This is a genomic window from Cytobacillus oceanisediminis 2691 (assembly GCF_007678455.1).
Lineage (GTDB): Bacteria > Bacillota > Bacilli > Bacillales > Cytobacillaceae > Mesobacillus > Mesobacillus oceanisediminis_A.
Genome location: NZ_VEEP01000001.1, coordinates 585,544 through 600,409, shown reverse-complemented (window position 1 = coordinate 600,409; position 14,866 = coordinate 585,544). Strand labels below are relative to the sequence as shown.

13 protein-coding genes are annotated in these 14,866 nt (G+C 45.9%); all 13 read right to left on the bottom strand.

Features of this window, described 5'->3' with window-relative positions; genetic code table 11:
* Nucleotides 1–234: 234 nt before the first annotated feature.
* The 13 genes from FS736_RS02975 to recG all read right to left on the bottom strand — a co-directional run bounded on the left by FS736_RS02975 (nt 235) and on the right by recG (nt 14,657).
* On the bottom strand, nt 235–465 hold the full coding sequence (locus FS736_RS02975; protein ID WP_023614919.1) for a KH domain-containing protein: 231 nt from the start codon (nt 463–465) through the stop codon (nt 235–237).
* Nucleotides 466–479: 14 nt separating this feature from the next.
* Nucleotides 480–752 carry a 30S ribosomal protein S16 gene (gene rpsP / locus FS736_RS02970; RefSeq protein ID WP_144474850.1) on the bottom strand — a complete coding sequence of 91 codons (273 nt, stop codon included), beginning with the start codon at nt 750–752 and terminating at the stop codon, nt 480–482.
* A gap of 109 nt (nt 753–861) precedes the next feature.
* Nucleotides 862–2,214: a signal recognition particle protein gene (gene ffh, locus FS736_RS02965; protein WP_144474849.1), complete on the bottom strand. Its 1,353-nt coding sequence runs from the start codon at nt 2,212–2,214 to the stop codon at nt 862–864.
* 13 nt (nt 2,215–2,227) lie between these two features.
* Entirely contained in the window at nt 2,228–2,557 is a 330-nt protein-coding gene (locus FS736_RS02960) for a putative DNA-binding protein (protein WP_144474848.1), read from the bottom strand.
* 100 nt (nt 2,558–2,657) lie between these two features.
* Nucleotides 2,658–3,662: a signal recognition particle-docking protein FtsY gene (gene ftsY / locus FS736_RS02955; RefSeq protein WP_144474847.1), complete on the bottom strand. Its 1,005-nt coding sequence runs from the start codon at nt 3,660–3,662 to the stop codon at nt 2,658–2,660.
* An 18-nt stretch (nt 3,663–3,680) separates the two neighbouring features.
* The gene (smc, locus tag FS736_RS02950) at nt 3,681–7,247 is read right to left on the bottom strand and encodes a chromosome segregation protein SMC (RefSeq protein ID WP_144474846.1); all 3,567 of its coding nucleotides are present in this window, start codon (nt 7,245–7,247) and stop codon (nt 3,681–3,683) included.
* Between the two features lie 188 nt (nt 7,248–7,435).
* Nucleotides 7,436–8,203, bottom strand: a complete 768-nt coding sequence (gene rnc / locus FS736_RS02945; protein WP_144474845.1) for a ribonuclease III — start codon at nt 8,201–8,203, stop codon at nt 7,436–7,438.
* A gap of 409 nt (nt 8,204–8,612) precedes the next feature.
* On the bottom strand, nt 8,613–8,846 hold the full coding sequence (locus FS736_RS02940; protein ID WP_044394334.1) for an acyl carrier protein: 234 nt from the start codon (nt 8,844–8,846) through the stop codon (nt 8,613–8,615).
* Nucleotides 8,847–8,951: 105 nt separating this feature from the next.
* Complete coding sequence (gene fabG, locus FS736_RS02935; RefSeq protein ID WP_144474844.1) at nt 8,952–9,695, bottom strand: 3-oxoacyl-[acyl-carrier-protein] reductase; 744 nt, start codon at nt 9,693–9,695, stop codon at nt 8,952–8,954.
* Nucleotides 9,692–10,639, bottom strand: coding sequence for an ACP S-malonyltransferase (gene fabD / locus FS736_RS02930; protein WP_144474843.1), 948 nt, complete (start codon nt 10,637–10,639; stop codon nt 9,692–9,694). The genes fabG and fabD overlap by 4 nt, the downstream gene beginning before the upstream one ends.
* A gap of 39 nt (nt 10,640–10,678) precedes the next feature.
* The gene (gene plsX / locus FS736_RS02925) at nt 10,679–11,677 is read right to left on the bottom strand and encodes a phosphate acyltransferase PlsX (protein ID WP_144474842.1); all 999 of its coding nucleotides are present in this window, start codon (nt 11,675–11,677) and stop codon (nt 10,679–10,681) included.
* Nucleotides 11,678–11,690: 13 nt separating this feature from the next.
* The gene (gene fapR / locus FS736_RS02920) at nt 11,691–12,260 is read right to left on the bottom strand and encodes a transcription factor FapR (RefSeq protein ID WP_144474841.1); all 570 of its coding nucleotides are present in this window, start codon (nt 12,258–12,260) and stop codon (nt 11,691–11,693) included.
* Between the two features lie 300 nt (nt 12,261–12,560).
* Nucleotides 12,561–14,657 carry an ATP-dependent DNA helicase RecG gene (recG, locus tag FS736_RS02915; protein ID WP_144474840.1) on the bottom strand — a complete coding sequence of 699 codons (2,097 nt, stop codon included), beginning with the start codon at nt 14,655–14,657 and terminating at the stop codon, nt 12,561–12,563.
* Nucleotides 14,658–14,866: the final 209 nt, after the last annotated feature.

Here is a 14,866-nt window from a genome sequence, read left to right as displayed (position 1 = left end):
TTAGAAAAGCGTAAGCGCCTTGGTCAGCCGCGACAAGCGTTGGAGGGCCGACCGTTGAAGTCGTTCTTTGACTTCAATGGGCGGACCGAAACGTCTCGAGGGGCTAGGCGCTGGAGCTGGACAATTCTCGAAGTTAATTTTACACATTTTTAATCTACAAAAAAAAGGAGGGTTCCCCCTCCCTTTTAGAACAATCATATAGAGTTATCTACCTTCTGCTTGCGCAGCTGATTGTTATTCGACGATTTCCAAGAAAATCTTCTTTTGCTGTGATGATCCTGCTGCATAGACTACTGTTCGAATCGCCTTTGCAACGCGGCCCTGCTTTCCAATTACTTTGCCCATATCACTTTTGTTGACGGAAAGCTTATAGGTTACGCGCTGATCCTCTTCATGTTCATTCACATGAACATCTTCCGGAAAATCAACAAGGGGTTTCACGATCGTCTCAATTAATTCTTTCATGGGCGTGTCCACAATTACTTGCTAAGCTTTGCGTTGTGGAATTTTTCCATGATACCTTGCTTAGAGAACAAGTTACGCACTGTATCAGATGGTTTAGCTCCGTCGTTCAACCACTTAAGAACCAACTCTTCGTTAAGTTCAACCACTGCTGGTTGAGCAACTGGGTTGTAAGTTCCTACAGACTCGATGAAACGGCCGTCACGTGGTGAACGGGAATCAGCTACTACAATACGATAGAAAGGAGATTTTTTAGCTCCCATACGTTTTAAACGAATTTTTACTGCCATTTTAAATAAGCACCTCCGAATAGTTTCACACAAGATAGAATAATACCAAATAGAAAACAGCTTGTAAAGGGTTTTTTCTTTACAGACTGAAAATACCTGATTTTACAAGTTAAAAAGGGTTGAACGGAAGCTTGAATCCGCCTTTTTTCTTGCCTTTTTGCTGCATGTTCGTCATCTGTTTCATCATCTTTTTCATGTCTTCGAATTGCTTGAGCAGGCGGTTGACTTCCTGGATGGAGGTCCCGCTTCCTTTCGCGATCCTTTTGCGCCTGTTGGCATTGATGATTTCAGGATGAGTTTTTTCATTAGCCGTCATCGATTGGATGATTGCCTCAACATGCGAGATTTGTTTCTCGTCGATTTGAAGATTGTTCATGCCCTTGATTTTATTTGCACCAGGCATCATTTTCAGGATTTCATCCAGCGGCCCCATCTTCCTTACCTGGCCAAGCTGATCCAGGAAGTCATCAAGGGTAAATGATGCTGTACGCATTTTTTTCTCGAGCTCTTTCGCTTTTTCTTCATCGACGTTAGCCTGGGCCTTCTCGATCAGAGTAAGGACATCACCCATGCCAAGGATTCTGGATGCCATCCTTTCCGGGTGGAATGCTTCCAGTGCATCAAGTTTTTCACCAAGACCAACAAATTTGATTGGCGTATTGGTCACGGCACGGATTGAAAGTGCTGCACCACCACGAGTATCGCCGTCAAGCTTCGTCAGGACGACACCAGTCAAGCCAAGCTGCTCATTGAAACTCTGGGCAACATTGACGGCATCCTGCCCTGTCATCGCATCGACAACAAGGAAAATTTCGTCCGGCTTGGACAGCTCCTTGATCTGCTTAAGCTCATCCATCAGGTTTTCATCCACATGAAGACGGCCCGCAGTATCGATGAGGACATAATCATTGTGGTCTTCCTTCGCCTTGGCAATTGCCTGTTTTGCAATTTCAACCGGACTGACCTGGTCTCCCAGTGAGAATACCGGCATACTCAATTGTTTGCCGAGTGTCTCAAGCTGCTTGATGGCAGCCGGGCGGTAGATATCCGCCGCTACAAGCAAAGGCTTGCGGTTATATTTCTTGCGAAGGAGATTTGCCAGCTTTCCGGTTGTAGTCGTTTTACCTGCACCTTGAAGCCCGACCATCATGATGACGGTCGGCGGGCGATTGGATGCAGCAATCTTGCTTTGTTCCCCGCCCATCAACTCGGTTAGTTCTTCTTTAACAACCTTAATGACCTGCTGGCCTGGTGTCAGGCTTTTTACAACCTCCTGGCCAATGGCCCTTTCAGTGACCTTCTTAACGAAGTCTTTTACAACTTTAAAGTTAACGTCGGCTTCAAGAAGCGCCAGACGGACCTCTCGCATCATTTCTTTTACATCCGCTTCTGAAACCTTGCCTTTTCCGCGGATCTTTTGCATTGTATTTTGCAGTCGGTCGGCCAATCCTTCAAATGCCATATCATGTGCCTCCCTAGTCTAATTTCTCAAGCTCGGCTATCATTTCAGCTAGATCACCGCTGTTCTCGCCATCCCCCATTAGCTGTTTCATTTTTGAAATCAGCTCATTTCGCTTCTGGAATTTTTCGAACAACAATAACTTCTCTTCGTACTCCTCGAGCATCGCTTCAGTACGTTTGATGTTGTCGTATACTGCCTGCCGGCTAACATCATACTCTTCAGCAATTTCCCCAAGAGAGTAATCATCAAGATAATATAGAGCCATATAACTGCTTTGTTTTGGAGTCAGCAATGCCTGATAAAAATCATACAAATAATTCATTCGGTTCGTTTTCTCAAGCATTTCAATTCCCCCATGTTAAGTGAAATACCTTTACATAAAGAGTTTACACACGTTCATCTTTCCTGTCAAGATAAGTTCTTTACAGCAATTTGCCTGTAAATCAAGATTCATCCGCTATTTCCTCTTCTTCGACGAGGTCAGCAAACAGACCATATACATATCTTTCAGGATCGAATTCCTGAAGGTCATCCATCTTTTCTCCAAGACCGACAAATTTCACCGGGATATTCAGTTCATTGCGAATAGCCAGGACGATACCACCCTTGGCAGTACCGTCAAGCTTGGTAAGAACGATACCGCTGACATCTGTCGCTTCCTTGAACGTCTTGGCCTGGATCAGGGCATTCTGCCCGGTAGTGGCATCCAGCACAAGCAATACCTCATGAGGAGCGCCCGGCACTTCTCGTTCGATGACACGCTTCACCTTTTCAAGCTCTTTCATGAGATTGACCTTGTTTTGAAGACGCCCTGCAGTATCACAAATCAGGATATCTGCTTTACGGGATTTCGCAGACTGTACAGCATCATACATGACAGCCGCAGGGTCGGAACCTTCTGCCTGCTTGATGACATCCACCCCGACACGCTCTCCCCAGACCTCAAGCTGCTCGATTGCTCCTGCACGGAATGTATCCCCTGCAGCAAGCAGGACATTCTTTCCTTCATTCTTGAATTTATGGGCCAGCTTGCCGATGGTCGTGGTTTTGCCGACTCCATTGACTCCTACGAACAAGATGACAGTCAATCCATCCTCCTGGATGTTCAGGTCGAACGATTCGTCTTCAGATCCGTTTTCATAAATTTCAACAAGTTTCTCGGAAATGACAGCCTGGACTTCTTTCGTGTCCTGGATGTTGCGTCGCTTCACTTCTTTCTTCAGTTCCTCGACTAATTCCATCACCGTTTCGAATCCAACATCCGCCTGGATGAGGATTTCTTCAAGTTCCTCAAAAAAATCCTCATCGACTTTACGATAACGGGATACCAGGTCATTCACTTTATTGGAAAAATTATCTCTCGTTTTCGTCAAGCCATCTCTGAATTTCTCTGTGACACCCTCAGTCTGTGTCGTAAATTTTTCTTTTAATTTCTTGAAAAAACTCACGGTCCATCGCCTCTCTCATTACATTTTCACAAGTTCTTTTGAGTCCTCCAGCCGGACGGACACAAGCTTGGATACGCCCGATTCCTGCATCGTTACACCATATAGGACATCCGCTTCCTCCATTGTACCTTTTCGGTGGGTGATGACAATAAATTGCGTTTCTTCACGGTATTTTTTCAAGTATTGGGCGAAACGGTATACATTGGCTTCATCCAACGCCGCTTCCACTTCATCAAGAATACAGAATGGGACTGGACGTACCTTCAGGATGGAGAATAATAGTGCGATCGCCGTCAATGCACGTTCACCGCCAGACAGGAGCCCAAGATTCTGAAGCTTTTTCCCGGGTGGCTGTGCAACAATTTCGACCCCGGTGTTTAACAGGTCATCAGGCTGGGTCAGCCGCAAGTCTGCTCTTCCGCCGCCGAACAACGCCTGGAACACGGGTTCGAAGTGGGAGCGGATGCCGGTGAAAGTCTGCTCAAAACGTTTCTTCATTTCCTGATCCATTTCCTCGATGACAAGGAAAAGAGTGTCCTTTGCTTCCTGGAGGTCATTCTTTTGTTCCAGCAGGAATTCATAACGCTCAGATACTCGCTCATATTCCTCTATTGCCCCGAGATTGACGCTTCCCAGTTCTTCAATCGCCAGCTTGATAAGCTTCACTTTCCGTCTTGCTTCATCAGCCGGGATTGTCAGCGGATACTGCTCTTTAGCCGCCTCATAGGAAAGCAGGTACTCTTCGCGAAGATGGGCCAGTTTATTGTCCAGTTCCACATCCAGCCTGTTCAGTTTCACTTCCTCATCCCTGAGCACTTCATTAATACCTTTTTGCAGCCTTCTTAGTTCCTTAGACTCCAATTCCTGGTCCTCAAGTCTGTTCTGAAGCTCGAGTCTTTCATGTCTTCTGGATGCAATCAGCTTCAGTGTTTCATTTTTATCCTGAAGCTTGCGCTTTGCTGCTTCCTCCAGCTGAGTTTCTCCAGAGGAACTATCCGTCATCTCTGACGAAAGAAGAGACAGATCTTCTTTCAACACTGACAATTTCCCTGATTGTTCATCTGCCTGCAAGCTTGCTGAATCCAGTTTCTCCTTTGCATGCGAAAGCTGCTCTTTCTTAGCAGCCAGGCTGATCTTCAAATCACTGATTTCGGAAACAAGTGTATCCTTGGAGGTAGAATTCGAGTTTTTAAGCTCTGTCAGCCTTTCAATTTCTTTATCAAATTGAACGAGTGTCTGCTGATACTTTGCCAGCAGATCATCCAGTTCGGCCAACCTTGATTCAAGCTTTTCCTTGTCTGAATCAAGCTGGGTCTTTTCAGAATCATAGACCGACAAGCGTTCATTGATATTTTTCTGTTCCAGCTCGACTTCCCGGAGGTCGCCTTTCAGGGCCTGCTGCTTGAATCGAAGCTCTTCCCCAGTTTTCCTGAGTTTTTCAAGCCTCGCTTCACTTGATTGGGTGTCAGCCTTCAATGCCTTTACCCGCGATTCCAGCGTTCTGGTTTTCTCTTCCATGTCAGCGAGCTTGTTGGTCAAATCTTCCAGTTCACCTTTACGGCTTAAAAGAGACGATGACTTTTGCTTCACTGCACCGCCCGTCATCGAACCACCCGGGTTGACTACATCGCCTTCAAGGGTCACGATTCTGCTGCGGTATTGCAGCATTTTCGCTATTTCATTGGCACCCTTCAGGTCTCTGGCAATCACGACATTCCCGAGCAGGTTCTTCACGACTTCTGCATACTTCTGATCATATTGAATCAAATCAGCGGCCGTGCCGATATAGGCGCCATGGCCTGAAAGAAGCGATAGCTGCGAGCCTGCCAGATACTTGCCCTTGATGATGCTGAGAGGCAGGAAGGTTGCCCTGCCAAATGACTTTTGCTTTAGGTACTGGATCGCAGTCCGTGCATTTTCTTCCGTCTGGACGACAATATGCTGCATTGCACCGCCAAGGGCCGTTTCAATTGCCGTTTCATATTGCTTTGGCACATGAATCAGTTCGGCTATGGCGCCCTCTACCCCCTGAAGACGGGTATCCCTGGCTTTCAACACTTCTTTGACCCCCTGGAAGAAGCCTGAATAGTCTTCTTCCATTTCCTCCAGCATTTCTTTTTTCGATTTCGCCTGCTGCAGGAATTGATAGGCTTGATAAAGTGTTTTCTCCTGCTTCTCATAATTGCTTCTTAAAGATTCCAGCTTCCTCTGTTCTTCAAAATAGAGCTTTCCCTGCTCTTCCAATTCCAGCTGTGAGGAAGCAGCCCTCTTTTCGATTTCTGCTTTTTTCTCCTTGATTTCATCACGGATCGATACAAACCGATCATTGTCATGATCCAGTCTGGATCCCTTGGCTGAATGCTGCTGCAGCTGCTGCTCAATATAGATTTTTTCATTTTTGGCGCCGGCCTGTTCATTCAGCACCTCGATATAATCACTCTTAATTGAATCGATCTTGAGCTCGACATCTTCGCTATAGAGCGTCAATTGCTCCTGTTTCTCCTGAAGCTCTTTTTGCAGCGCAGCCGCCTCAGCTGCAAGCTCAGATACAGATTTCTCATATTCAGCCTTCTGTTCTTCCAATCTGGCAATGGAGAATGTCAGTTCCTCAATATTCTTTTCAAGCTGGCCTTTATTTTGTGAAGCATTCTTTTTACGTTCCTTGAGGACTTCCCTCCTGCCTTCCAGCTTTTCAAGCTCCTCGCTTGCATGCAGGAGGACATTCTGAAGGTCGCTGACCGATTCATCCAGTGCAGCTAACTGATCCCTCATTTTTTCAATTTCTGCCTCTTTTTTCTGGAGAATGGCAGACTGCTTGATTTCATCTTCTTTATGCTGTTCCAGCTGCCTTGAGAGCTGTTCCCAGCGGGCATGCAGATCCTCTATTTCATACGCTGTCAGCGCTACTTCAATCTGTTCCAGTTCTTCTTTTTGCTGAAGATAGTCCTTTGCAATCGATGCCTGGATCTTTAACGGCTCAACCTGGCCTTCAAGCTCATGGATAATGTCAGTTACACGGTTTAAGTTCTCTTGGGTTTCGAAAAGCTTGCTTTCTGCTTTTTTCTTCCGCGATTTATATTTTAGGACCCCAGCCGCTTCTTCAAAAATCGTCCTCCGTTCCTCAGGCTTGCTGTTGAGGATTTCTTCAACCCTTCCCTGGCTGATGATGGAGAAGGCTTCTCGGCCAAGTCCGGAATCCATGAATAAATCGACAATATCCTTAAGTCTGCAATTCTGTTTATTGATTAAATATTCACTGTCACCTGAACGGTAAACACGCCTTGTTACACTCACTTCGTTGTAATCAAGCGGTAATGATTGATCTTCGTTATCAAGGGTTAATGTGACTTCTGCAAAATTCAGCGGTTTTCGTGAATCACTTCCGGCAAAAATGATATCTTCCATCTTTGCGCCCCGCAGCGACCGGGCTGATTGTTCCCCAAGGACCCAGCGAATGGAGTCGGTGATATTGCTCTTTCCGCTTCCATTCGGTCCTACGACAGCCGTCACGCCGGGAACGAATTCTACAGATATTCTCTCGGCAAACGATTTAAAGCCGACCACATCTAATCGTTTTAAAAACAATATGGCTCTCCCTTTCCTGTTTAACTTTTTCTAAGGTGTCATTAGACACATGCGACTCGAGCAGCTCCAAAAAGCTTTTCGCAAGTTCATCGAGAAAAGCCAATCCAGGGATGTAACGGCTAAGCGCTGGAACTGGCTTTTTTCATAGTGGAAATCATTTATGAATCTATAATGAACCTTGTTGTGTCCTATTTTTCGTCCTGTTCCGGGGCAGCCTCTATGTGGGCCTTCAGCTTTTCAAGAGCCATCTGGGCAGCATGCTGCTCCGCTTCCTTCTTGGAGCGGCCAGTACCAGCACCCAATTCTTGGCCATTAAGGTAGACATGGGATTCGAACTCCCTGCTGTGAGCTGGACCAATCTCCTTCATGATCTTGTATTCCAGCGAGCCTGCGGCATCGCGCTGGACGAGTTCCTGAAGCTGGCTCTTAAAATCCATCACATGAGAAAAAGCACCGGCATTGATTTTTGGAAAAACTATTTCTTCCAGAAATGTTGTGACTGTATCAATTCCTTTATCAAGGTACAAAGCGCCGATGAAGGCTTCGAAAACATCAGCCAGGAGCGCAGGCCTTGTCCTGCCGCCTGTCATCTCTTCACCTTTGCCCAGTAAAACGAGGTCGCCAAAGGCCAGCTCATTTGCAAAGGCCACTAGTGATGGTTCACAAACGACAGCCGCCCGAAGCTTTGTCAATTCACCTTCGCTCATCATCGGGTATTTTTTAAACAAAAATTGGGATACAGTCAGCTCCAACACAGCGTCCCCGAGAAATTCCAATCTCTCATTATCCTCATGGGGTTTCCTGCGATGCTCATTCACATAGGATGAATGGGTAAAAGCCTGTTTCAATAGCTTGTCACTTTCAAAATGAATTCCGATCCTATCCTGGAATTCTTTGAATTTCAGGTCCTTTGCGCGGATATTCTTCTTTTCTCTTTCTCTGCCATTATTGCGCATGATTAATTCCACCTTGCTCATAAATTAAAGCTGTTTTCGTAAAGATTGTTGTTAAAATCCTAAAGCCGATTTTAACGTGATAATAGCCATTTTGTATGTCGGTACTAAGTTTGCAAGCTCTTTTCTCAGCATAAGCGTTAATTGTATGAATAATCTAAGGTAATTCAACCCTATTATTTAGGCAATAGCAACAAAGATTGAGAAAAGAGCCTAAATTAAAGCTGATCTTCTATGAATTGCGGATTACACAATTCTATACAGACTACTAACAGTTTACAAAAAATGATGTCCATAAAGCAAAAAAACTTGGTTTGATTCCAGCAGATTCCTTGTTGAAGAAAGCCAAGAGCTTTATTTACAGAAGAAAGCCCCGTTTTTTAAAAACGGAGCTTCTCAGTAAATCGAACAATTACACTTGGCTATTTATGTAGTTCACAGCGTCACCAACTGTACCGATTTTCTCAGCGTCATCATCGGAAATTTCCATGTTGAATTCGTCTTCCAATTCCATAACCAATTCAACAACATCAAGGGAATCAGCACCTAGATCATCTTTAAAAGATGCTTCTAAAGTTACTTGAGATTCATCTACTCCCAAACGGTCAACAATAATTTTTGTTACGCGTTCTAAAACGTCTGCCATGCTCGTTCACCTCCCCTCAAGCCATTATAGATGATTTTATATAATTAATAAATGGCTGCAATCACTTTTTATTTTGTTCCGGCTCTTTTTCAGGTGTGCAGGATTCTACATTACCATGCCGCCATCGACGTGGAGGGTTTGGCCTGTCATATAGGCACCGTCTTCTGAGGCAAGGAAGATAACAGTCCGGGCGATATCCTTTGGCTCTCCGAAACGCGCCAATGGGATTTGCTTCAACATTTCTGACTTGACGTCTTCATTCAGTTTATCTGTCATGTCAGTCGTGATAAAGCCTGGGGCAATGGCATTGACAGTGATTCCTCTTGACGATAATTCCTTCGCAGTTGTTTTCGTCAGTCCGATCACTCCCGATTTTGCCGCAACGTAATTCGCCTGCCCAGGATTACCGCTGACACCGACAATCGATGAAATATTGATGATCCTGCCGCCTCTCTGCTTCATCATTTGCCTTGTGACGGCTTTCGTGCAAAGGAAGACACCTTTAAGGTTAATGTTGATGACATCATCCCACTCGGATTCTTTCATTCTCATCAACAGGTTATCTTTTGTAATACCCGCATTGTTGACAAGTATGTCGAGTTTCCCGAAATGTTCGATTGTTTCTTTTACCATCTCAGTGACTGAGTCGGAACTGGAAACATCTGCCTGGATCGCGAAAGCATCTCGGCCCATCGCTTTGATTCCATCGACCACTTCTAGTGCTTTCGCTTCGCTGCCGGCATAATTGACAGCAACTGAGGCTCCTTCCCGGGCAAGTTCAAAGGCGATTTCCCGGCCAATTCCACGTGATGCGCCAGTTACAAGCGCTACTTTACCTTCAAGTCTCATTCCTTCTCCTCCTTCAATGCAGCCACGGCCGCGGCACAAGTTTCCGCATCATAAATTGCGAATGTCCTAGCAGAGCGGTCCACTTTTTTCACTAGCCCGGACAACACCTTGCCAGGTCCAATTTCTACAAAAGTATCAACTCCGAGCTCAAGCATCTTTGACACGGAATCCTCCCACAGCACAGGAGAGTAAAGCTGCTCTACCAATCTCTTTTTAATTTCAGATGCTTCTGTCATCGGTTCAGCAGTCACATTGCCAATCACCGGGGTTGAGGCATCCTTTAGTGAAATATTATCCAGTACTGCTTCAAATCGTTCGGCTGCAGGCTTCATTAGCGAAGAATGGAATGGCCCGCTCACATCGAGTGGAATGACCCGTTTTGCTCCTGCTTCCTTTGCTTTGACAGACGCTTCTTCCACTCCAGATTTGGAACCTGAAATGACAATTTGCCCCGGGCAATTTAAATTGGCCAGCTGAACAGGATTACCACCCGCCGATACTGTCTCGGTCACATCCATAAGTTTATCGCGATCCATTCCAAGGACGGCTGCCATCGTGCCCTCTCCATTTGGCACCGCTTCTTCCATGAACTCACCACGCTGGCGGACTGCGTAAACAGCATCCTCAAAGGATAACGCCTCCGATGCTACAAGTGCAGAATATTCCCCTAGGCTATGCCCAGCGGTATAGTCCGGCTTGATTCCAAATTGGCTGAAATATTTCAGGATGGCAATGCTTGTTGTCAGGAGTGCAGGCTGAGCATTTGTTGTTAGAGTCAGCTTTTCCTGAGGGCCTTCAAAAATCAATTTGCTCAAAGACTCCCCAAGGACTTCATCCGCTTTATTAAATGTTTCGGAAACTGCTTGCTCGGACTCCGCAAGTGCCTGCCCCATGCCAACAGTCTGTGACCCCTGGCCCGGAAATAAAAACGCGATTTTCCCCATGAAAGATTCCCCTTTATCGTTTATTTTATCCAGTCGCTCCTACTGAATGACGCCTTCTCTTTTTTCAACAGCTGTCCTGATCGTGCCTGAAACATCTTTTTCAACCATTTCTCTGGCCTGCCGGATTGAGTTGAAAACGGCATTCGCATCCGATGATCCATGTGCCTTAATGACCGGGGCTTTCAATCCGAATAATCCGGCGCCACCGTATTCTGTGTAATCCATCTTATTTTTCAACTGAGCGAGGTCCGGCTTCAGGACTGCGGCAGCCATCTTACTTTTGAAGCTTGATGTCAGGGCCGATTTCAGCATTTTAAATACTGACATTGCCGTTCCTTCGATTGTCTTCAGCACCATATTGCCGGTGAATCCGTCCGCCACAACCACATCTGCTACACCATCCAGCAAGTCTCTCGCTTCAACATTGCCGATGAAATTGATATCTGTGTCCTTAAGTAATTCGAAGGTGCTCCTTACTAATTCATTTCCCTTCTTCTCTTCTGTGCCGATATTCAGCAATCCAACTCGCGGGCGTTCAATCCCTCTTGCTTTCTCACTGTAGATCGAGCCCATGATCGCATATTGGACAAGGTGCTCCGGCTTGGCGTCAGCATTTGCGCCAACATCCAGAAGCAGGAAGCCTTCTCCCCCGATCGTCGGAAGTGTAGGAGCAAGTGCGGGCCGTTCTATGCCATTGATCCGTCCGACCACAAACAATCCTGCAGCCATCAGAGCTCCAGTGTTTCCGGCTGAAATGCAAGCGTCAGCTTTTCCGTCTGCTACCTGCTGCGCCGCCAAAACCATGGACGCAGTCTTTTTACGGCGAACAGCCCTTACAGGTTCATCTGTTCCCAGGATGACCTCTTCAGTATGGAGAATTTCAATCCTATCTTCGGTCGTCAAATGCTCCCTGATTTTTTTCTCGTCACCTACAAGGAGGATATGTATGTCTTTGAAGTTCTCTACTGCCTTCATTGCTCCGAGGACGATTTCTTTTGGTGCATTGTCTCCGCCCATCGCATCTATTGCAAGCCTCATCGCTTTTCATCCCTTACTTCTCATTATTTGATCTGTACATTTCAAATTCGCCTTTGAAGACAAGTTCATTATTTACGTAACTCATCACTTCCACATTCGTCCGCCCATTATCACTATCGATTTTTGTGACCCTCGCTTTAGCGATGACCCGTTCACCTTCTTTTACCGATCTGGTAAACTGGATACTCGATTTTGCAGTCAGCGCCAGCTCATCATTGATCACAGCAACCGCCAATGAATTCGCCTGGGCAAACAAATGGTGTCCTCTGGCAATTTTATTTCGTTTAAAAACATGTTCTCTTTTTATATCAAGTATGGAAATTGCACTTTGATCAAGTTCAATATCGATGATTTCTCCAATTACTTCTTCCAGCGGCAATGAACGGACTTCGTCTTCAAAACGTTTTTCAGCAACGTTCTTGATTCTCTCCCTGAGTTCAGGTATAGACAATTCGAGTCTGTCCAGTCTGATCGTCTGGATGCTGACAGCAAATTTTTCGGCCAGCTCTTCATCTGTTATGAATGGGTTATCTTTTATCGTATCAGTCAGCAGTGACTGCCGATCTTTTTTATTGCGTTTCATCTAAAAACACCGCCCGAGCTATTAAGACTAGGTACTAATAGTAGTATATATATTATAAAAAAAGATTGCAAGAAGAAATATTTTTAGTAAAAAGACCCTGTTATACAAGACTGTGGATTTCCGTTCCAGGCGCTTCGCTTTCCGCGGGGATGGCGCTAAGCCCGCGGGTGTCTACGCGTATTCCACTACAATCAACAGGGTTTAAAAATCAACTTCAGCTTTAACAGAGCCATCAAAAAAGGAAGCAGATGACTGCTTCCGCTCTATCATTCTTCTAAAAATTAATAGATTGGGTTTGAATCAATCCAGTTTTTCATTTGCCAGTGCACCTGACTCCGCCAAATATTCTCTCAATGAACGATATTTTTCGCTTTGCCAGAAAGCTCCTGACTGCACCAGCAAGGACGCATCATTCCTCGCTGTTTCCAGTGCACGGTAGTCATGGACCATGTCCGCCACTTTGAATTCTGGCAGTCCGCTTTGTTTTTTTCCGAAGAAATCTCCAGGGCCGCGCAGCTCCAGATCCTTCTCACTAAGAACAAAGCCATCATTCGTTTCAGACATGATTTTCATGCGTTCTTTCCCGACTTCGCTTTTCGGATCGGCGAGCAAAATGCAATATGATTGGTCACTTCCACGGCCAACCCTTCCTCTAAGCTGATGAAGCTGTGACAGACCAAATCTTTCGGCATCATATATGAGCATCACTGTCGCGTTCGGGACATTCACCCCTACTTCAACGACGGTAGTGGAGACGAGCACTTGCACTTCATTTTCACTGAAGGACTTCATCACCTGGTCTTTTTCGTCGGAATGGAGTCGTCCATGCATCAGGCCAACCTGAAAACGGTCCTTAAAATAGAAACTCAGGGTGCTGTGGACATCGATCGCATTCTGGACATCAAGCTTATCTGACTCCTCGATCAATGGGCATATCACATATGCCTGCCTTCCTTTTGCCAGTTCCTTTTCCATGAAGGCGAGCACCCGCTCAAGCATCTCGTGCTTGGCCCAATACGTTTCGATCGTCTTGCGTCCAGCCGGCATTTCATCGATCACCGAGACATCCATTTCACCGAAGACCGTGATTGCCAATGTCCTCGGGATTGGTGTTGCGGTCATGAACAAGACATCGGGATTTTCACCTTTCTCCCTGAGAACCCGCCTTTGTTCAACCCCAAATCGATGTTGTTCATCTGTGATGACAAGACCGAGGCGTTGGAAGTCCACTTCATCCTGGATCAAGGCGTGCGTGCCAATCAATACATCAATATCACCCTGCTTCAGCTGCTCGAGCATCTCTCTTCGCCGTTTGCCTTTTACCGAGCTTGTCAGCAGAGCCGCTTTAACACCGAATGGCTCAAGCAGCTGTGTCAGGGACTGAGAGTGTTGTTCAGCCAGTATTTCTGTTGGGACCATCAATGCTCCTTGGTAGCCAGCTGTCTTAGCAGCATAAAGGGCAATCGCCGCGACCACCGTTTTACCTGAACCAACATCACCTTGAAGGAGGCGATTCATACGGTATGGAGATTTCATGTCACCGAGGATCTCATTGACTACTCGCTTTTGTGCGCCCGTTAACGGGAAAGGCAGTCCGCCGATAAATTGTTTCAGCTTGTCCAATTCATAGGAGAACGAAATTCCGGGACTCTGTTCCCGTTCCAGTTTCCGTAATGACTGCATTTTAAGCTGGAATAAAAGAAACTCCTCGTAAACAAATCTTCTTCTCGCCTGTTTCATTTCGTCAGAACCTGAAGGCAGGTGCATGATTCTTAAGGCATCCCTGCGGTTCAGCAGCTTATATTTTTGCAAAAGCTCTGCCGGCAATATTTCGTCTATTTCATGCCCGAACTGAGAAAAAGCCTGCTTGATCAGCCTTCTGATCGTTTTTACGGTCATTTTTCCTTTCACTGCGTAAACCGGTTCAAAATCCTGGCTTTGAGCATGCTCTCCCAATGACATTTGACTGGCTGTGATCGTCTGTCTATGCTGATCCCATTTCCCCGTGACTGTAATCGTCTCTCCGACGGTTATTTTTTGTTTTAAATAAGGCTGGTTAAAGAAAGTTGCAATGATTAAGTAACGGCCCACGAGCAGCCTGACGGTAAGCCGATTCTTTTTGCGGCCGTAATAGACAAGTGCAGGCTCACTGTGCACCTTGCCCTCCACCGTGACTCTTTCGTCATGCTTAACTTCTGCCAGATCCTTAAGCCGATAATCTTCGTAACGATATGGGAAGTATTCGAGCAGATCACCGACAGTCCTGATGTGCATATCCGCCAGAGTCTCCGCCATTTCATTGCCGATTCCTTTTATTGCTGTTACTGGTTGCTTTAGTTGTTCATTCACATTATTCAAGCGGTGTGCCGAAACTCTTGGCCTCCAGCTCCCGGCCAATCGGTGCTGCCGCTCCCCCTCCTTACGCTGTTTCTGGAGTATTGATGTTATTTGTTTTACGTGGAATCAGACATGACCATGCAAAATAGTCTGCTTTTCCCCCTGTTGTCCACCCACTGCGTATCCGAATCTACAGCTGTTCTTACGTTTACCTTTTCACATATGAATGCGGAAACAATCCTTTTATATACAAAACGAAATAGAAGGGG